At 61.9% G+C, this 17,883-nt stretch carries 16 protein-coding genes; 11 read left to right on the forward strand and 5 right to left on the reverse strand.

From position 1 onward, the window contains the following. The first annotated feature begins 12 nt into the window (after positions 1-12). From SSMG_RS12570 to SSMG_RS12580, 3 genes are all read left to right on the forward strand, one after another. Positions 13-660: a FadR/GntR family transcriptional regulator gene (locus SSMG_RS12570; RefSeq protein ID WP_158688016.1), complete on the forward strand. Its 648-nt coding sequence runs from the start codon at positions 13-15 to the stop codon at positions 658-660. Between the two features lie 25 nt (positions 661-685). Beyond that, on the forward strand, positions 686-1,114 hold the full coding sequence (locus SSMG_RS12575) for a VOC family protein (protein WP_199841130.1): 429 nt from the start codon (positions 686-688) through the stop codon (positions 1,112-1,114). A gap of 439 nt (positions 1,115-1,553) precedes the next feature. Further along, positions 1,554-2,888, forward strand: a complete 1,335-nt coding sequence (locus tag SSMG_RS12580) for a DegT/DnrJ/EryC1/StrS aminotransferase family protein (protein ID WP_009076252.1) — start codon at positions 1,554-1,556, stop codon at positions 2,886-2,888. 14 nt (positions 2,889-2,902) lie between these two features. On the opposite strand, the gene SSMG_RS12585 is transcribed toward SSMG_RS12580, so the two are convergent. Both SSMG_RS12585 and SSMG_RS12590 read right to left on the reverse strand, forming a co-directional pair. Beyond that, a complete protein-coding gene (locus SSMG_RS12585; protein WP_353611799.1) occupies positions 2,903-4,486 on the reverse strand; it encodes a N,N-dimethylformamidase beta subunit family domain-containing protein in 1,584 nt (527 codons plus the stop codon). Between the two features lie 40 nt (positions 4,487-4,526). Beyond that, positions 4,527-5,006: a VOC family protein gene (locus SSMG_RS12590; protein ID WP_037713498.1), complete on the reverse strand. Its 480-nt coding sequence runs from the start codon at positions 5,004-5,006 to the stop codon at positions 4,527-4,529. Positions 5,007-5,182: 176 nt separating this feature from the next. On the opposite strand from SSMG_RS12590, the gene SSMG_RS12595 reads away from it, so the two are divergent. Next, entirely contained in the window at positions 5,183-6,049 is an 867-nt protein-coding gene (locus SSMG_RS12595; RefSeq protein WP_158688018.1) for an HpcH/HpaI aldolase/citrate lyase family protein, read from the forward strand. Positions 6,050-6,064: 15 nt separating this feature from the next. Further along, positions 6,065-6,898: an SDR family NAD(P)-dependent oxidoreductase gene (locus tag SSMG_RS12600; RefSeq protein ID WP_009076261.1), complete on the forward strand. Its 834-nt coding sequence runs from the start codon at positions 6,065-6,067 to the stop codon at positions 6,896-6,898. A gap of 170 nt (positions 6,899-7,068) precedes the next feature. On the opposite strand, the gene SSMG_RS12605 is transcribed toward SSMG_RS12600, so the two are convergent. Then, positions 7,069-7,809 (reverse strand): FadR/GntR family transcriptional regulator, encoded by a 741-nt coding sequence (locus SSMG_RS12605; RefSeq protein ID WP_009076263.1) that lies wholly within the window; start codon positions 7,807-7,809, stop codon positions 7,069-7,071. A 208-nt stretch (positions 7,810-8,017) separates the two neighbouring features. On the opposite strand from SSMG_RS12605, the gene SSMG_RS12610 reads away from it, so the two are divergent. From SSMG_RS12610 to SSMG_RS43375, 6 genes are all read left to right on the forward strand, one after another. Beyond that, a complete protein-coding gene (locus tag SSMG_RS12610; protein ID WP_009076264.1) occupies positions 8,018-8,977 on the forward strand; it encodes a cyclase family protein in 960 nt (319 codons plus the stop codon). 32 nt (positions 8,978-9,009) lie between these two features. After that, on the forward strand, positions 9,010-9,717 hold the full coding sequence (locus SSMG_RS45330; protein WP_009076266.1) for a hypothetical protein: 708 nt from the start codon (positions 9,010-9,012) through the stop codon (positions 9,715-9,717). A gap of 68 nt (positions 9,718-9,785) precedes the next feature. Beyond that, a complete protein-coding gene (locus SSMG_RS43370; RefSeq protein ID WP_158688019.1) occupies positions 9,786-11,273 on the forward strand; it encodes an ABC transporter substrate-binding protein in 1,488 nt (495 codons plus the stop codon). 83 nt (positions 11,274-11,356) lie between these two features. Continuing rightward, positions 11,357-12,310: an ABC transporter permease gene (locus tag SSMG_RS12620; RefSeq protein ID WP_037717044.1), complete on the forward strand. Its 954-nt coding sequence runs from the start codon at positions 11,357-11,359 to the stop codon at positions 12,308-12,310. A 266-nt stretch (positions 12,311-12,576) separates the two neighbouring features. Then, complete coding sequence (locus tag SSMG_RS46105; protein ID WP_199841131.1) at positions 12,577-14,253, forward strand: dipeptide/oligopeptide/nickel ABC transporter permease/ATP-binding protein; 1,677 nt, start codon at positions 12,577-12,579, stop codon at positions 14,251-14,253. A gap of 32 nt (positions 14,254-14,285) precedes the next feature. Beyond that, positions 14,286-15,344: an ABC transporter ATP-binding protein gene (locus tag SSMG_RS43375; protein ID WP_078560771.1), complete on the forward strand. Its 1,059-nt coding sequence runs from the start codon at positions 14,286-14,288 to the stop codon at positions 15,342-15,344. Positions 15,345-15,434: 90 nt separating this feature from the next. Here the strand turns inward: SSMG_RS43375 and SSMG_RS43380 are convergent, their stop codons facing one another. Together SSMG_RS43380 and SSMG_RS12630 are read right to left on the reverse strand one after the other, a co-directional pair. After that, the gene (locus SSMG_RS43380) at positions 15,435-16,658 is read right to left on the reverse strand and encodes a hypothetical protein (RefSeq protein ID WP_078560773.1); all 1,224 of its coding nucleotides are present in this window, start codon (positions 16,656-16,658) and stop codon (positions 15,435-15,437) included. Between the two features lie 72 nt (positions 16,659-16,730). Continuing rightward, positions 16,731-17,861: an acyl-CoA dehydrogenase family protein gene (locus tag SSMG_RS12630; RefSeq protein ID WP_009076277.1), complete on the reverse strand. Its 1,131-nt coding sequence runs from the start codon at positions 17,859-17,861 to the stop codon at positions 16,731-16,733. Between the last annotated feature and the right edge of the window lie 22 nt (positions 17,862-17,883).

The raw sequence follows: 17,883 nt of genomic DNA on the forward strand, positions 1-17,883 counted from the left end.
CCGGCCAGGGACGTGGCGCGCTGGCTGATCGCCTATCTCCAAAGGGGCGAGCTTCGCCCGGGGGACCGGCTGCCGCCGGAGCGTAAGCTGGCCGAGATGTTCGGCGTCCGCCGAGCGAAGCTGCGAGAGGCGATCAATCCCCTCGAGGTGCTGGGACTGCTGGACCGGAGAGTGGGCGACGGCACGTACTTCGCGAGCACGAGTTCGGAATTGCTGCCTGAAACCGTGCAGTGGGGATTGATGCTGGACGCTCACAACGCCGGGCAGATGCTCGAGGCATGCTGTCACCTCGCGGTCGACGTCGCCGGACTCGCGGCGGCGCGGCGGTCGGCGGAAGAATTGGCGCGCTTGCACGGATTTCACGCCGCGATGACCGAGGCGGCGGAGGACCCTGACCGGTTCGCCCGAGCCAGCTCCGCATTCCACCAGCAGATCGCGAAAGCGGGTGGAAACGAAGTGCTAGCGGGCGTGCTTTCCAGCATCCAGTCGCTGCTGCGTGCACGGATCGCCCGGGTGGAGGACGCCCGCGAGTCGATGGGAGAGTACGGCTTGCTGGTGAAAGCCATCGACGCGTCCGACATCGCATCAGCGCGCGCGGCGATGGCAGCGCATGTCGAGCGGGTCGCTGCGAGAATCCGTGCGGAAGAAGCAGGCGACTGACGTGCGCGGACGGGAGATCGCCGGGTTGGACCACACCGGGATAGTCGTCCCCGACCTCGAAGCCGCGATCGAGTTCTACGTCACCGCGTTCGGCGCGGAGTTGGTCGGCCGGGAAGCCGACACCGACGTCGCCTCCGACGCGATCGGACTCCCGGGGGAAAGAGTGCGGCTGCGCGGCGCGTTGCTCAGGTGCGGCACCGGGCTTCTGGAACTTCACGAGTTCCTTGTTCCGCAAGGTCGCGAGTCGCGTCGGCCGTGCGATACCGGAATCGGCCACATCGCTTTCGCCGTCCCTGACATTGACGCGGCGTATGACCGCCTGCGCGCGGAGGGGGTCGCCTTCATGACCGCCCCGCAGACGATTGAGTCCGGCCTGTATGCGGGCCGGCGGTGGGTTTACGGCAAGGACCCGTGGGGCGTGATTGTCGAACTTTGCCAGCATCCGTCCGGATGAGAGGGTGGAGTCAAGCTGAGGTCAGGGCCGTCGAAATTTCGACGTAGCGTCAACAAAGTTGCCTGCCGAGCGGATCTCGACTAAGCGCTGGTATGGCACCGTTTCTGTTCAGGCGATCGGGGAACAGTCTGCACGCGGCAGTCCTACCTGCGCGAAATGGACCGGAGCGATCGGGTAGGTGACGAACATCGTGAGTCGTGGCCGCTAGGTTTGAGCTACAACGGGCCTAGCCCCGCGGTGAGTTCTGTTCAATCGCTTGGACTCCATGCGGGAGAGCGCGTTCGGCACGGAGGCAGTCGGTGTGTTGCGGCGAGCGTACACAGTGTACTAACCTGCCACTGGCCGACCGGTCGACCAATATTTCCCTCGGGTGGCAGCCCGGTGTCGCCGCAGCGTTCGGTGTGGCGTCGAGGAGCACTGAGCAGATGAGAGTGGAGCCATGGTGAAAAGCGATCTTCTCGCGATCGAAGGCGGCGAGCCGGTGGTGCCTGCCGGTGCGCATCGGCGGTGGCCGGACATCGTCCCAGCTGATCATGAGGCCGTTCGGCGAGTGCTCGACAGCGGCGAGCTCTGGGGTGCGCACGGCACCGAAGTGACCGCGTTGCAAGACGAGTACGCGCGCTACTCGGGCGCGCAGTACGTTCTCGCGGTCAACAGCGGCACCGCCGCCCTGCATTGCGCTCTGGTGGCGGCCGGGGTGAACGCCGGAGACGAAGTAATCGTGCCTGCGTTCAGTTTCGTCGCGACGCCGATGTCGGTGCTTCATGCGGGCGCGCGCCCGGTGTTTTGCGATATCGATCCGTCGACGTTCAACATCGACCCGCGGGAGGCCGAAAAGCTGGTCACCGAGCGGACTTCCGCCATCATGCCGGTGCACATGAACGGGCTTCCAGCGGACATGAAGGCCTTGCGGGATATTGCTCAGCGCCACGGGCTTGCGATCATCGAGGACGCTGCCCAGGCGCATGGATCGACATACCTCGGCGAGCCGGTCGGCACGATGGGAGTTGCCGGAGCTTTCAGCCTCAACGGCGCGAAGAACTTGAGCGCGGGCGAGGGAGGGCTGTTCGTGACCAATGACGAGGGCGTGTTCACCGCCGCGCGCAGACTGGCGATTTTCGGCGAGGATACGCCGCGGCCGAAGGCCGGCGAGGTGCGCGCGTTCTGGTCGCGCGGGATCGGGTGGAACTACCGGATTCACGAGATCACTGCCGCGCTGGCGCGGTCTCAGCTCAAGCGCCTGGACGCGTACAACGCCCAGGCCCGGGCGAACGCCGCCGTACTGACCAAAGGTCTGGCGGGAATCCGGGGGATTATCCCGCCGCAGGTTCCCGACGGTCTGGAAAGCTCGTTCTTCCGCTACCGAGTCTGCTTCCGGCCCAGCGAGTTCGGCTGGGAGGGAAGCGACACGGAGTTTCGCGACAGGTTCCTGTTCGCTCTGCGCGCCGAGGGGGTGGCGGTCTCGACCTGGCAGCTCCATCCGCTCCCCGCGCAACCTGTCTTCAGGCGGGACCGGTACCAGGCCTGGCGGCCAGAGGTGGATCAGCTGCCGCTGAAGCCGTGGGACCCGGGGCAGTACCCGGAGACAACGCGCATCCTCGAGCAGTCGTTTGTGCTGGGTCCGGATCAGGAGCCCTTGCAGGTGCAGTCCGAGGATGTGATGGCTCGGTATGTCGAAGCTTTCGAGAAGATCGTCCACCGCATGGGATCAGTGCTTTCCGCGGAGTATCAACCAGTACGGGTGACTCCTCCGATTCCGCAGGAAGAACTGTAAGCAAGGTTCGTGCGCTACTGGTCACCCGGTGTGCTTGCGGACAAGGTGGTGAGCACGTTCCGGGTGATCGTTTGGACCTCTCTCGACGGGCTGAGAATCCGCTGCGGTGTCGCTTTGTCGGTGTAATCGACGATCGAGGTCAGCGCGTGGACCCAGTCCGTCGAGGGCGCGGTGAACACGGTTCCCCGTCCCGAGGTGAAGGTGACGATCGGGACTACGCCTCCGGCTGCGGCCTTGTTGGGGTTGCTGGCCGATCGTCTGGGGGGCGACGTCGAGTAGTCGAATTCTGCCCAGTCCCTGCAATCCGCGTAGGCGAGAATACGCAGATCGGCGGGCACTCCGTTGCGGCGTGAAGGAACCGGAACTCCGTCGTGCCAATCAACGTCGAGCCCGTCGCATTCGAACCCAACGACCTTCTGCTCCGTCCCGAACTCGTCGCCTCGGGCCAATCCGGTGCCGGCGAATGCCCAATGTCCAGGTTCGGTCACCCGGAATCCTCGCGCGGGGCGGGCAGGACCGCCGAAGTTCTCCCACCACCATGCCGCTCCGCATGGGGGATTGGCTGATCCGTCCGGAGGTTCTCCGCTGAGATCCCGCATTGACACACCGGTCAGCGAGACGGTGTCCCGGCCGAGGGGTGCCGACCAGTATTCGACGGTGACGTCTGAATTGTCGTGGTCCGGGTACGCAGCGGGATCGCGGTACAACGGGTCCAGCGGCTCGCCATCGCCCCGGCCGGGATTGACGTCCGGCCCGCGTTTGTAGCAGCTGAGGCTCGTCAGGTCTGTCGAGTAGCGGATTTGCCAGAAGCACAGGTTCCCGCCGAGGAAGGCGGCGTTTCCTCCGCCGCGGACGAAAGCTTCTACGGCGTCGCGCTGGGGCTTAGACCAGTACTCGTCGTGTCCTGCGCTGAGCAGGAGCCGGTACTTGCCGAGGCCGACGGTGCCGGCGTGGAGGTCGGCGCCTGCGCAGAAGTCGACCTCGATGCCTTCATCGTGCAGCCACTGCAGGAGGGCGAGGTTGTACATGAACGCCGTCGGCGGAAATGCGGGAATATTGCTGCGCGAAGCGAGTCCTATGCCGGGCCGGTGGAACGAAACGGTGTGCGCGCGAAGTTCCTTGACGCTGTGCCCGGTGTCGTCGCCTACGTATCCGATGTACAGATTCCTGTTCTGCCAAATGTGGTATGCGTTCCAGGTTGCGACGTTGACCTGCCAGAGGATCGGCCGGGGGCTGGCCTCAGGGGAAGGCCGGAGAACGAACAGCGCATCCTGTCCGCATTGCGGACTGATTTTCATGGTCGGTTCCGCGCGTTCGGTCAGCTGGGCAAGGTAGAGGCCGCTCGGCCACGACGCCGGGATTTCGCGTACGAGCGCGTGCGCGGGCCACTGGCAGCCGGACACGTCCGCGTCCCCCGGGCCCATCCGCTCGGCAGTGCGCGAGGAGTATCTGGCCGGGCTCGGGCACGGTGCCCGCATCACGAACTCAAGCTCCGGCTCGAAACGGCTTTCCCGCGTTCCGACGATGCGATAGATGTCGACCGACAGGGGCGCGGAAGTCCGCGTTGCCGCGTGCGCGAGCAGCGGTTCGCCCGGCATCGCGCTGATTGCGTCAAGGTAGAGCGCGTGGTTCACCAGATCAGTCCCCACGATTCGCGTTGACCTGCTCGTAGCTGCGGTTGACCAGTTCGAGTATGTTGCCGAACGGGTCCTCGCAGTAGCAGACAACACATCCCGGCGCCACTTCGTGGAATCCGCTTCGCCGCCGGCCGCCCGATTCCTCGATGCGCCGTGCGGCGTCCTCGATGTCCGGGCAGGTGAACGCGATGTGGAAGATCCCCGTTCGCCAGTAGTCGAAATTCTCTGCTCGCCGCTCGGCGGCGGGGTCTTCGAATTCGAACAGTTCGATCCCCGTCCCGTTCGCGGTGGCCAGGTGCGCGATGCGCGCACGCTTCCAGCGGGGGCCGAAGATGTCCGCGGGCGGTTCGTTGCCCGGAGCCGCGACGTCCAGCGTCAACGGACCCCGGATCAAGCGGAGGCCAAAAACCCCGCTGTACCACTCGACGGCCTTGTCCAGGTCGGTGACCGACAGACCGGCATGGTTGAACGCGTGCGTCATCGCGAACTCCTCCTCGACCGTGTTCTGCGAGTGAGCACAGACAGTAAGCGTGATCACTGAGCGCGTCAATGGTTGACCGGTCGGCCGAAGTGCGGCAGTCTGGCAACTAGATACGACGGCAGTGGTGGGGGACCGGGGTGTCCTGTCGTCGCGCTGACGCTCGAAAGGAGCGACTCGTGGGCACTGCTGAGCCCGAAAGACGGCGGACTGGGCCGAAATTGGGAATCGCGAGGCGGCTGCGAGAAGGCCGCGTGCTGGCCGGCGTCGTGCTGAAGATGCCCGCGCCCGCGCTCGCCGAGCTGGCCGGGCACGTCGGTCTGGACCTGATCGTCCTGGACACCGAGCACGGCCCGAACGGAGCGGATCTGCTTGAGCACCACATCCGCGCCGCGGATTCCGCGGACATACCCGTCCTGGTGCGCGTGAAGTCGAACGACCGCACGGAGATCCTGGCGGCACTCGACGCCGGCGCCGCCGGCGTCATCGTGCCGCACGTCAACAATGCCCAGGAGGCTGCTGCGGCAGTGCGGGCCGCGCACTACCCGCCTCTCGGCGATCGCGGTTTCGCGATGTCGACTCGCGCGGGCCGCTACGGCACGAACCGTCCGGAGCGGCACATCGGCGACGCGACTGAGCGCACGATCGTCGTCGTCCAGGTCGAGGACGTTGCCGCGATCCCGCATGTCTCGGAAATCGCCGCGACGACCAGGCTCGATGCGGTGTGGGTGGGTCCGAGCGATCTTTCGATGTCGCTCGGGCGTCCTTTGCAGTACTCGCATCCGGAGGTGGTCGCCGCGATCGACGAGATCGAGGCGCAGATCAAATCTGCGCACAACGCGCGTCTGTGCGTGATCGTACGGAAAGAATCAGACGCCCGACGGTGGCGGCGGCGCGGCGCGGGAATTGTGCTCTTCGGCGCGATGGAGGCGATCGCCGACCGGTTCGCTGAATTTGCGTCCGACGCGATCGCGGACGAGCTCCGCGGCGGACCCCTCGCGGACGGACACGTCCCAGCAGCCCGGACATTGCCTGATTTCACGTGACCGCAAGGAGAGACGATGACTGAATTTTCCAGCCGGACCGCTGAAGGCGACGTCGTGTATCACGGCCTGGGCAACAAGAAGATCCTCGAACGGCTTGCGCTCGACCGTCGCGTCGCGCTGGTGACCGGGGCCGGGCAGGGGATCGGCCGCGCGTTTGCCCACGCCCTCGCCGAGGCCGGAGCAGCGGTAGCGGTCGTGGACGTCGACCCTGCCCGGTCGAAGACGGTCGCGGACGAGCTGGCGACCAAGGGTGCTCGATCCGCTGCCCTGGTCGTCGATGTCACCGACCCGGCTCAGGTACGCGAAATGGTCGAGCAAGTGCAGGCATCGCTGGGCGGGTTGCATATCGCAGTCAACAACGCCGGCGTCAATCGCAACTCGGCGGCGGAAGAAACGCCGATGGACGAATGGGACGAAGTCTTCGCGCTGAACACCCGCGCGGTTTTCGCCTGTTGTCAGGCTGTGGCGAAGGTAATGCTGGGGCAGGGGTACGGCAAGATCATCAATACGGCATCGATGGCTTCGATGATCGTTCCGCACCCGCAGAAGCAGGCGGCGTACAACTCGTCAAAGGCTGCCGTAGTGCAGCTGACCCGGACGCTGGCCGCCGAATGGGCGGACCGGGGAGTGCGGGTGAATTGCATTTCTCCCGGGATCATTCGCACCGCTTTGATCGAGACGAATCCCGCGCTCGCGCCCCTGGTGGAAAGGTGGGTCGCGGACATCCCGATGGGGCGCCTCGGAGAGGTCACGGACTTGCAGGCCGCCGTCGTGTACCTCGCCAGCGAAGCCTCGGATTACCTGACGGGGCACAACCTCGCTGTCGAAGGCGGGCAAACCTTGTGGTGATCGCACGGGAGGCAGTGCCGCCCGGTGGTTCACATTAACCCGGTCCGTTGAGGAGAGAGAACGCGGCGCCAGCGGATCCTGGCCGCAAGCAGGACGGGATCCGCTGGCACCGCGGCTACTCGACGTTCGCCTGCCGCAAGTCTCCGGACGGTGCCTGCGGTGCCGGCGTCTCAGTTGGCGACAGAGCCGGTCAGCGAAGGCAGGCCGGCACGCAGCCGTCGAATCGCGCGGTCCATATGCGCCCGCATGGCGTCACGCGCGGCCGCGGGGTCTCCCGCGTCGATGGCCTTGAGGATCGGCTCGTGCATGGCGAGCGACGTTTCGGTTTCCCCCGCGGTGTGGATTACCCGCGAGGCCCAGACGTGCAGCAGCGACTGGATGTTGGTGAGGACGCCGACCAGCACGCTGTTGCCGCTCGAGCGCGCGACTTCGAGGTGGAATGCGATGTCGGCCTCGACGTAGCGGTCCAGGTCGTCGGAAGCCGCGCGCATCTGCTCGACGAGCTCGTGCAGCCGCGCCAGCTGCTCGTCGGTTCGGTGTTCCGCCGCCAGGCCGGCGAGCAGCACTTCGAGGTGCCGGCGAGCCTCGAGCATGTCGTCGCGTTCGTGCACCGTGAGCAGCAGACCCCACTGGATGACCTGCGGCAGGAGTTCGGAGCTCGATCCGCTGAGGTAGGTGCCGTCGCCGACCCGCTGCTCGACGAGTCCGAGCAGTTCCAGCGACTTGATCGCCTCCCGGATAGTCGATCGCCCGACCGCCAGCGCCTCGGCCAGCTGCCGTTCGGACGGGATCTTCTGGCCGGGTTCCACCTCGCCGGAGAGCAGGTAGTCGATCAGGCTTCGGGTGGTGGCGACGCCCGGCCCCTCGCGCCGCTGACGGCTCTCTGGCTTGGGCAGGGGAACTGATGCCACGGTGTCCTCACTTCATCGGTCGACCGGTTCGCCAATAGTAGAGCACGCACGACTCGGTGAGTTGGAAGGCCGACCTATGCTACGTAGAGTAGCATAGGTCGACCGGTTGACCAAAACCGATGAGGTGCTTAACCTTCGGCGTAGCGATGTCGCTTCGAGGTGCGTGCGGCGAACTGAAGACGGACCTTGCCGGACAAAGGAGTCCCGTATGGAGAAGTTGCCTCTGGAGAGTGAGGTCCTGGACTGGTTCGACACGCTGTCGAACTGGGGACGCTGGGGAGATGACGATCAGCGAGGAACGCTGAACTTGATCACTCCTGAGGTCCGGCGGCGCGCCGCGAGATTAGTGCGGGAAGGCATCCGTGTGTCCTGCAGTCGGGACATCGAGTCCAGCTGGGCCGGCCCCATGCACCGCTTCATGTCGGCAACCGGTCAGGGGCTGACCGAACATAACCGAGTCCTGCCACCGCCGATCAAATACCACGAGGGCGACGGGCACCGGGGCGCCTGGGCGGGTGAGCACATCTCCTTGCCCGTCCATTACCAGACTCACGTGGACGCGCTCTGCCACATGTTTTGGGACGGCCGGATGTACAACGGGAAGTCCGCCGCGCTGGTGACCTCGGAGCGAGGAGCCACCGTAAACGACATTACCGCGGCGCGCGACGGAGTGTTTACCCGTGGCGTTTTGCTTGACATTGCCGCAACGCGGGGTGTGAAGTGGCTCGAGCCGGGCGACGGTGTGTTTCCGGAGGATCTCGAAGCGGCAGAGGAACGTGTCGGCCTGCGAGTCAGTGAGGGTGACGCGCTCCTTCTGCGCACCGGGAACGGCCGTCGAATGCGTACAGGGGGATCGAGAGGTAGCGATGACGCCGGTCAAGCCGGCTTTCACGCGGCTTGCCTTCCGTGGCTACACGAACGAGGAATAGCAGTAACGGCGACTGATACCGCCCACGATGTGCTGCCGTCCGGCTATGACGTGATTCCCCTGCCTCTGCACTACATTGGTATTGCGGCAATGGGGCTGTGCACGATAGACAACGCTGACTTCGAGGAGGTGGCCTCCATCTGTGTGGAACTGGATCGTTGGGACTTCCTGTTTACTTTTGATCCTCTGCGGATCGTCGGAGGTACCGGTAGCCCTGTCAATGTGGTCGCTACTTTTTGAAGCTGCGAGTCACCGTACCGATAAGGGGAACCATGATCAAGCTAAGTAACACCTGGCATATTCCTGATGGCGAACTTCCGGACGCGATCGATCGCTACTACCTCGACGTTTACGTGCCCGGTATCCGGCGACTTCCCAGACTGCGCCGGCATGTCGTATTAAAGGCAATTCCAGTCGATGATCTCCTCCCGGGCCTTCTGGGTATTCATTCGGATAAGCCACGGGTGTGGCGAGGGGAGGACCTATGGTTCGACAGTTATGCAGATCTAGATGATGCGATGGCTTCGGATGAGTGGAAGTCGATTTTGGCGGGCGGGTTCCTGTTGTCAATCTCCGGATTGCAGACCGACGTATTTGATATCGTTGAAGAATATCGGGCAGAGGAGAAGTTGTCGCGAACGAATAGCGAAACATTTAACTATGTTGTCGATCGTGGAACATGGCATATTCCGGATGGTCGGGAAATATCCAATATAGATCGTTACTACTTTGATATCCATGTCCCCAATGTTCGACGGTTGCCGAGTCTTCACCGGCATGTCGTCCTCAAATCTGCGGCATGGCCGGTCGGGAGAAACCCGCGGACCTGGCGTGGTGCCGACTGCTGGAAAGACCTCGGAAAGCTTGACGAAGATGCTATTTGCGATACTGAGGACGATTTTTCCATGCTGATAGCAGGTTTGGAGTTCGACCGGTTTTCTGTGGAAAGCGAGTGGGTAGCCGATTCGGTGACTGAGTGACGCAGTAGAGGAGCACGTCAATGGCGTCGGTAGGCAGGCGAGTTGTTCTGGCTGGAGCATGCTCTTCCGTGATCCTGGCTGTGGCGGGGTGCGGGCGAAAGGAAGGTTCGGGGCAACGCGATTCCGAGGAATTGAGAATAGGGCTTCCTGATGCGGGCAGCACGCTTAATCCAGGTAAGGCGCAACACAGTCCAGGAAACGTGCTGCGTGTTCTTGCTTACGACTCGCTGATTCGCAGAAATCCGAACGGCTCGTTTGCGCCCGGCTTGGCGTCGTCGTGGCGTTTTCTCGGATCCGGAAACCGGCAGTTCGAGCTGACTCTTCGGCAGGGTGTCAAGTTTGCCAACGGTGAGGTGGTGGATGCTCGATCAGTAAAAGCTTCGCTGGAATATTTCTTAAAGAACAGTCCACTGGCAAGTAATATCGGAAAAATTGACAAAGTTGAGGCCACCTCCGGCGAGACTGTGCTTCTGTATTTGGCCGAGGGAAATCCGATATTGCCATTCCTCTTGTCCGACCAGGTGCCAGCGGGATCTGTGATATCGCCTCAGGGGTTGGCGACGCCATCTGCCCTCGACACGGTACCGGCGGGAGCTGGGCCTTATGTTCTCGACCCAGCTGGCACGGTTGCCAACGATCATTATTCGTTTGTTCCAAATAGGAACTATTACGACCAATCTGCCATCAAATACGGTAAGGTAACGGTCCGAATCATCCCCGATGATACTGCGATGCTGCAGGCGGCCATGACTGGCCAGCTTGACGTGGCGTATGGAAGCCTAGGCACCGCTGATGCTGCCGAGAAAGCTGGTCTGGGCCTCGTTCGGGCACCCAATTCGATCAACGCGATGTTCATTGAAGATCTTGCTGGGCGGCTTGCGCCGCAATTGAAGGATGTACGCGTTCGGCAGGCGATAAATTACTCGATCGACCGTGAGACTATCACTCGGGCTCTCGTCCGAAAGTACGGCCGGCCGACGTCAGCGCTGGTCACCATCGATGGGTGGGCTGAAAAATATCGAAATTACTATTCATTTGACCCGGAGAAGGCCCGCGCGCTTCTTGCTGAAGCAGGGTATTCTAATGGATTTACCCTGAAAGTCGTAACTTCCGTTGCTCAAGGTGTGAACGGTGAACAAGGTGCACAGGCAATCGCCAGAGATTTGGGTAAAGTTGGGATAAAACTTGATGTCAAGGCGGCAACCACTGATTCAGAGTTTGTTCAGGAGGCATTTAGCGGCACGACGCCTGTTCTTCATTCTGAGTGGTCGGTGACCTTGATGCCGATTTCTTATACCACGTTGATATCGCCGGATGCTCCGATGAACACGTTCCATGTCAAGGATGGCGAACTCGAAAGCCTGGCCGCACAGGCGAACGTCGCCGCCGATCCGACGCCCTACTGGCAGAAGATGACAGAACGTATCACCGAGCAAGCTATGGTGATTCCGATTTTCACCAGTGAGACTATTCTGTACACGTCATCAGCGGTCAAGAATGTCGAGTATAGCGTCAACATGTTGCACCCTAACCCGATCAAATGGACACCGCAGTGAACGTCGCGAGGGGTGCCGCACCTGCAACGCCGGGGGCTGTGGGCCGACGGACCGGGCCGTCCCTGCGGCGTCGTATGGAGACAATGCTGTGCGCGCCTGCCGTGCGACTGGTCGTGCGCCGAATGCTGCTGGCTGTCGTGCTGCTTTTCGTGGTAACTGCTTTGACTTTCGTGCTCGTCTCACTGACGCCGGGTGACGCCGCACGGCAAATCCTTGGGTTGAACGCATCGCCCAGCGACTACGTCCGGTTCCGTCACCAGCTTGGCCTCGACCGGCCTATCTACGAGCAGTATTGGAACTGGTTCCGGCATGCCGTTACGGGCGACCTCGGGACGTCCTTGTATGGCCCGGACGTCACGACCTCGATTGCGAGCAGGCTTCCGGTCACTTTATGGCTCGTTTTCGGCGCGTTACTGGTCATGCTCGTTGCAGGGGTGAGCATTGGAGTGTTTAGCGCGGTCCGCGGTGGTCTGCTGGGGCGGGCTGTCGACGCTTTCGCTCTGGCGGGATTTGCGATCCCTTCGTTCTGGTTGGGTGTGATGCTGATTATGTTCTTTGCGGTACAGTTGAGGTGGTTCCCGGCGACTGGCTACGTGCAGTTGGAGCAGTCGCCTCGCGATTGGCTTCTGTCCCTCGCTCTGCCTGTGACTGCGTTGTCAATGGGCGGAGTTGCGGCGGTAGCGAAACAGACCCGCGAAGCGATGCTTGACGCGTTGGGCAGCGAGTGTATCCGGATGGCTTGGGCGAACGGGATCTCGCCGTCGTCGATCTTCTTTCGGCATGCCTTGAAGACTGCCTCCATTCGGGTTGTCACCGTCCTGGGCGTGCAAGTTATTGGACTACTCGGTGACGCGGTCGTGATCGAATCTGTTTTTGCATTACCTGGCGTCGGGTCGCTCGCAGTCACCTCTTCGATCCGGCACGACCTGCCTATGGTTCAGGGCGTCGTCGTTTACTACACAATCATCGTTGTGTTGATCAATTTGATCATCGACCTCGCGTACACGTGGTTAAACCCAAAGGTGCGTGTCCGTTGAACTTTACTGGATTTAGATTAAAAAGAGCCTACGGTCGTACAATTACGCCGACTGTCCCCGTCGGCAGCGTCAGGTCACCGAACCTTCTGCATCGTCCTCTAGCGGTTGCGTGTTTGAGCTACTTAGCGTTGCTAGCAGGCGTCGCGGTAGTGGCACCCTTGTTGTTTCCACACGTCGCTGATGAGCACGCTGGTGACTTGCTGGCTGCACTTCAACTTCCTAGCGGCAACCATTGGCTTGGTACAGACTCATTAGGCAGGGACGTCTTGGAGCGCCTGCTGGTCGGTACGCGCGTCACGATTGTGGGAGTGGTCGAGGCACTGGTCGTCGTGCTCGCACTTGGCGTGCCGTTCGGGCTCATGGCGGGGTACTTCGGCGGTTGGCTAGATCGGATCGTCAGCTGGTTGGCAGACATGACCTTCTCGATGCCTGGGATCGTGGTCGTCCTCGTTGTGTTGTCTGTGTTCCCGCAGAGCATGGCTGCAGGAATGATCACCCTAGGGGTGTTTGCGGCGCCGGGATTGATGCGGGTCGTGCGTTCCGCCACTTTGCCGGTTCGTGAGGAGCTGTACATCGCTGCCGCTCAGGTGTCCGGGTTATCCCGGTCGTACATCATCACCAGGCATGTACTTCCCCGGATCTCCGGTGTCGTGATCGTCCAAGCATCTCTGTTGGCCGGGGTTGCCTTGTTGGTGCAAAGTGGCCTGGGGTTCCTGGATTTGGTGGTGCCGGCACCAGCGCCTAGCTGGGGGGGAATGATCGCGGACGGGGCAAAGGCCATCGTGCTGCAACCGTGGCTGATATGGCCGCCTGGCATCATGGTGGCCTTTACTATTCTGGCGCTTGGTGTGCTCGGCGACGTGGTTCTGGAAGCGACGACAGAAAGCTGGTCACCTTCTGCTCGCCTCGGAAGACATTCACGCCCGAAAGCACGGCAGTCCGGGGAGCGGCGAGCGTCGTGCGAGCGCAGGTCCCTGCCAGTCGAGGAGGCGCTGCTCGCGGTTGAAGGCCTTTGCGTCAGGTTTGGGCCGAGTGCAGTACTCGAAGACGTGAGCGTGAAGATCGAGCGAGGCGAGGCGCTGGGCATCGTCGGCGAGTCCGGGTGCGGAAAGACGACAGTGGCGATGACTGTCATGGGTCTGCTCCCCAGCGCCGGACAGATAGAAGCTGGACGGATTTGGTTTGACGGCCGGGATCTGGCGGAACTCAGTGAGCGAGAGTTGCGTCGGGTGCGGGGACGGCAGATCGGCCTGGTATCGCAAGATCCCATGGTCAGCCTGACCCCTGGATTTCAGGTCGGGTGGCAGTTGGCTGAGGCTGTCCGAAAGCATCAGGGTGTGTCGCCGCAGCGGGCGCGGGAACGGGCCATTGAACTTCTGCGCGAGGTGCGTTTGCCCGACCCAGAGGCTGTTGCGAGACGCTATCCGCACGAACTCTCGGGAGGGATGGCGCAGCGGGTGGCGATCGCCCGCGCGCTGGCCGGCGAGCCCAAGCTGCTCATCGCGGACGAAGCAACGACGGCACTGGACGTGACCGTCCAGGCGGAGATCCTGGACCTGCTGCGTGAATTCCAGGTGCAGCGGGATATGGCGGTCCTCATGATCACTCATGACTGGGGAGTGGTCGCTGACCTCTGCACTCGGGCTGTGGTCATGTACGCCGGGCAGATCGTGGAGCAAGCCCCCCTCGGCCCGATGTTCCACGAACCTTTACATCCATACACACGGGCGCTCCTTGCGGCGAACCCGCATCGGGCGATCACCACGGCAGTGCTTCCGTCCATTAGAGGGGACGTGCCTCGACCGGGGCAATGGCCTGCCGGTTGCCACTTTCAAGCTCGCTGCTGCTATGCGACCGAGGCGTGCGCAGACCGGTGGATCCCGTTTGAAGGGCCAGCTCCGGACCGTCAGGCTCGGTGCATCCGCCTGAGCGAATTGCCTTGAACTGACTGGACGCTGCGAAGGGCTGGAGTGCGATGAACAACGAAACTACGCCTGCCGAGATCCCCAACCGCATACTTGACGTGCAGGGACTCACCGTACAGTTTCGCGTCGGTCGGAGCAGGCCGCCCTTGCTGGCGGTCGATAACGTAGACCTCGAGATCGCGAAGGGGGAAACCGTTGGTCTGGTTGGCGAATCAGGATCGGGGAAGACCACTATCGGTCGCGCAGTGCTCGGCCTCACCCCGGTTACCCGCGGCCGGATCCTGTTCGATGGTGTCGAAATGACACAAGCCTCCCATCGGCGCCGGAGGCAGGCGAGCCAGCAGCTGCAAGTGGTATTCCAAGATCCCTACAGTTCGTTGAACCCGACGCGAACGATCGGGCAGACACTGGCCGAAACGCTGCGCGGCCGCGCTCTGCCAGCGGCTGTTGTCACGGAACGAGTGAACTCTATGTTGGAACGAGTCGGCCTTTCTGCCGACTCGGCTGCCTGCTATCCTGCCCAGTTCTCGGGCGGGCAACGCCAGCGGATTGCCATCGCCCGTGCCCTGTTGGTCCATCCGAAACTTGTGATCTGCGACGAGCCGGTCAGCGCTCTGGACCTCTCGGTCCAGGCACAAATTCTCAATCTTTTCCGCGAGCTTCAGCAAGAGCTGGGGTTGTCATACTTGTTTGTCGCCCATGATCTCTCGGTTGTCCGCTATCTGTCACATCGGATCGTCGTTCTCTATCGTGGCCGGATCATGGAGCAGGGCGATGCTGCGACTGTGTATGACCATCCAAGTCATCCGTATACACAGTCCCTTCTCGACGCAGCGCCTGTCCCGGATCCGGACGAACAACAGCGCCGGCGCATCGCCCGACGCCGAGTCGAAGTCGGAGTCCGTACGACCGGAACGGGGGGGTGTCCGTTCGCCTTCCGATGTCCGCACGTGATCGACATCTGCCGCACAAGACGGCCTACGCTCGATGGCGTTTCCAACGGATCACTTGTTGCATGTCATCGCTCGCATGAACTTGTCGGAGGACCGCCGTTGTTCGAGCGGGCCAAGACTGCTTGGCCTTCGTCTTCCGGGTCGCGAATCGCCTGACGGATCCAGTTCGCGAATTTATGTGCACCTGGCTATGCTGAGAAGCTTGGATCTCTCTGCGTACGTGGCTAGTGCGGGGAATTGCGGTCGTCAAGTGGTCAAATATCGGTGCGCATTTGCTAATTCATGGACATAAGCATCCTCGATCTTTCGCGCGTCGCCCTCGCTGAAAATATCGCACGGAAATCGCACATCGATCGACAGTCGATCGCCAAAGGTGAAAGCTGTGAAATCTGCGTGGTTTATCGGGATAGTGTCGTTTACCGCAACCTCGGAGAGAAGGGTAAGCTCCAGTATTTCTAGGTCGGGTGGGGTCTGAAAGTGTGTAATGAGACCCGCATTGCCAACTTGCAAGGTCCTTTCCCTCGGACTGGTCTGGGCGTTTTCGGCGAGGAGTGCCGTCTCGGCACTACTATTCGTTGTCCGGCGACGAAGCTCCTGCTGCAAGGATTTCTTGACTTCTTTGGCGAGTTCGAGAGAGGTCGATTCCGGTCCGACTGCAATGTCGACCCGGTGCTTGAAATCGACGAGCGCGGTGTCGACTGGTCCGATTGGCGGCGTTACTCGATTTCGAAAGTCGACCTGAGAATAGCAAGTCATGATTTCAGCGCCGGAACTCTCGCGTGCAGCACTAAATGACTTCAGTAACGCACCGCAGATCATGCCATGCAGTGACACCTTGTGCTTGCGTGAAGCGCTGATCAAATTGGCTGTTGCCGTCGCTGGTAGCCGCGTCGTTCGATGTATTGTCATTGGGGTGTGATATTCGGGAAGTGGGCTGGCAGTCTGTGCATCTAGTTCGAGGATCATGCGATCGGTCGCATTCCATACTCCCAGCATGAAATTCGAAGGGGGCTGAGTCAGCTTCGATTTTTTGAGGAATGATATCTTGTGTCCGCTAATTATTCTGGTGTAGGCCCTCCAGAGTTCTCGAATAAGGTGCTGTGTCGACGGCCCATCGAAGACTGCATGGTTCTGCTGGAGGGCAATGTGTCCGCCAGTTTCATCCTGGACAATGATGAGCCGTGACAGTCCGTTGGGCGAACGAGTTTGATAACGTAGCTCGCTTCGAAGTAGGTCGGATCCTCCATGGAGGAATGTATATTCTGGGAAGTGGTTTTCTGGAAGTCTCAGAATCGCCCGGTCTCCTTCGTTTACGATTATAGAGCGCATGATAGCGTAACGGGAGAAGAGTGACTCGTATGCTGTTTTCATCTGCTCTTGTTTGATTTGTCCGCGATAGCGAAGGCTAAGTGCGAAATATTTGTCCCTCCATTTTTCTTCGACGAAATCAAGGTGTCGTTCGACTGCCATTGCTGCCCTTCTTGGTGACGTTTAGATTTTTGGCCTGTTGGGTGCGGAATAGGGAACTCGCTGGGGGATCGTTCATGCAAGAAGATCTCGCGCGATCATCCACCGGTGGATTTCCGCGGTGCCGTGCCCGATGCGCCACACCCGGACCTGCCGGTAGAAGCTCTGGATCGGGAGTTCCTTGCTGTAACCCAGGCCGCCGAGGATCTGCAGGCAGCGGTCGGTGACGCGTTGGGCCATCTCGGTGGCGCAGAGCTTTGCCTTGAATGCCTCGGTTTTGACCGGGCGGCCTTCGTCGGCCAGCCAGGCGGCGCGGTACACGAGCCATCGTGCGGCTTCCAGCTCTGTCGCCGAATCGGCCAGCATCCACTGCACTGCCTGCCGGCTTGCCAGGGGCTTGCCCCAGGTGACCCGCTGCTTCGCCCATTCCACGGCGATGTCGAGGCACCGTTCGGCGATGCCGAGCTGGTATGCGGCGATTTTGAGGCGGCCGTGGGTGAGCTGGTCATTGGCCAATGCCCAGCCTCCGCCGACGTCGCCCAGACGGTTGGCGTCCGGGACGACGCAGTGGTCGAAGGCCAGCTCGAACGGCTCCCAGTCGTCGCCCATTGTCGGGATCGGGCGGGACAGGGTGAATCCGGGAGTGTCGATGTCGACCAGGAAGCACGTTACCCCCCGAGCACCCAGCGTGCGGTCGGTGGTGGCGAAGAGGATCACGAAGTCGGCCCGTTCGGCGTGCGAGATGAACGTCTTCGTCCCGTTGATGATCCAGTCGTCGCCCTTGCGGGCCGCGGTCGTGCGCATTGCTGCCACGTCGGATCCGCCGCTGGGTTCGGTGAAGGCGTAGCAGCAGCGCTTGTCTTCTTTGACGATCGGGTGGAGGTAGCGTTCCTTCTGGTCATCGGTTCCGTGGTAGAGCACCGGCTCGGGGCTGCCGCCGAACTCGAACATGGCGGGGTGCTTGAACAACTCCTCGGCAACCAGGCAGGTGCCGAGAGTGCTCAGGCCTTGGCCGCCGTAATCGACGGGTACGTCGAGGGCCCAGAAACCTTGCCGGCGGGCCCGGTTCTCGAGCTCCGCCCGTTGGTCGGTGCTGAATCGGCCGTCGCGCAGGAAGTCCGGCTCGAGCGGCATCAGCTCGCGCTCGCGGAACTGCCGCACGCCGTCGACGAACAGCGCGAGTTCGCTGGGGATTTCGAAATCCACGCGGTTACCTCCCGTTGTCGCG

This window comes from Streptomyces sp. AA4 (assembly GCF_000158875.1).
GTDB lineage: Bacteria > Actinomycetota > Actinomycetes > Mycobacteriales > Pseudonocardiaceae > Amycolatopsis.

Bases quoted from the DNA above. Each gene is read 5' to 3' on its own strand.
- SSMG_RS12580 (WP_009076252.1), top strand. From the start codon at position 1,554: ATGGTGAAAAGCGATCTTCTCGCGATCGAAGGCGGCGAGCCGGTGGTG.
- SSMG_RS12585 (WP_353611799.1), bottom strand. From the start codon at position 4,486: ATGCCGGGCGAACCGCTGCTCGCGCACGCGGCAACGCGGACTTCCGCG.
- SSMG_RS12600 (WP_009076261.1), top strand. From the start codon at position 6,065: ATGACTGAATTTTCCAGCCGGACCGCTGAAGGCGACGTCGTGTATCAC.
- SSMG_RS43380 (WP_078560773.1), bottom strand. From the start codon at position 16,658: ATGGCAGTCGAACGACACCTTGATTTCGTCGAAGAAAAATGGAGGGAC.
- SSMG_RS43375 (WP_078560771.1), top strand. From the start codon at position 14,286: ATGAACAACGAAACTACGCCTGCCGAGATCCCCAACCGCATACTTGAC.
- SSMG_RS12610 (WP_009076264.1), top strand. From the start codon at position 8,018: ATGGAGAAGTTGCCTCTGGAGAGTGAGGTCCTGGACTGGTTCGACACG.
- SSMG_RS12620 (WP_037717044.1), top strand. From the start codon at position 11,357: ATGCTGTGCGCGCCTGCCGTGCGACTGGTCGTGCGCCGAATGCTGCTG.
- SSMG_RS12590 (WP_037713498.1), bottom strand. From the start codon at position 5,006: ATGACGCACGCGTTCAACCATGCCGGTCTGTCGGTCACCGACCTGGAC.
- SSMG_RS45330 (WP_009076266.1), top strand. From the start codon at position 9,010: ATGATCAAGCTAAGTAACACCTGGCATATTCCTGATGGCGAACTTCCG.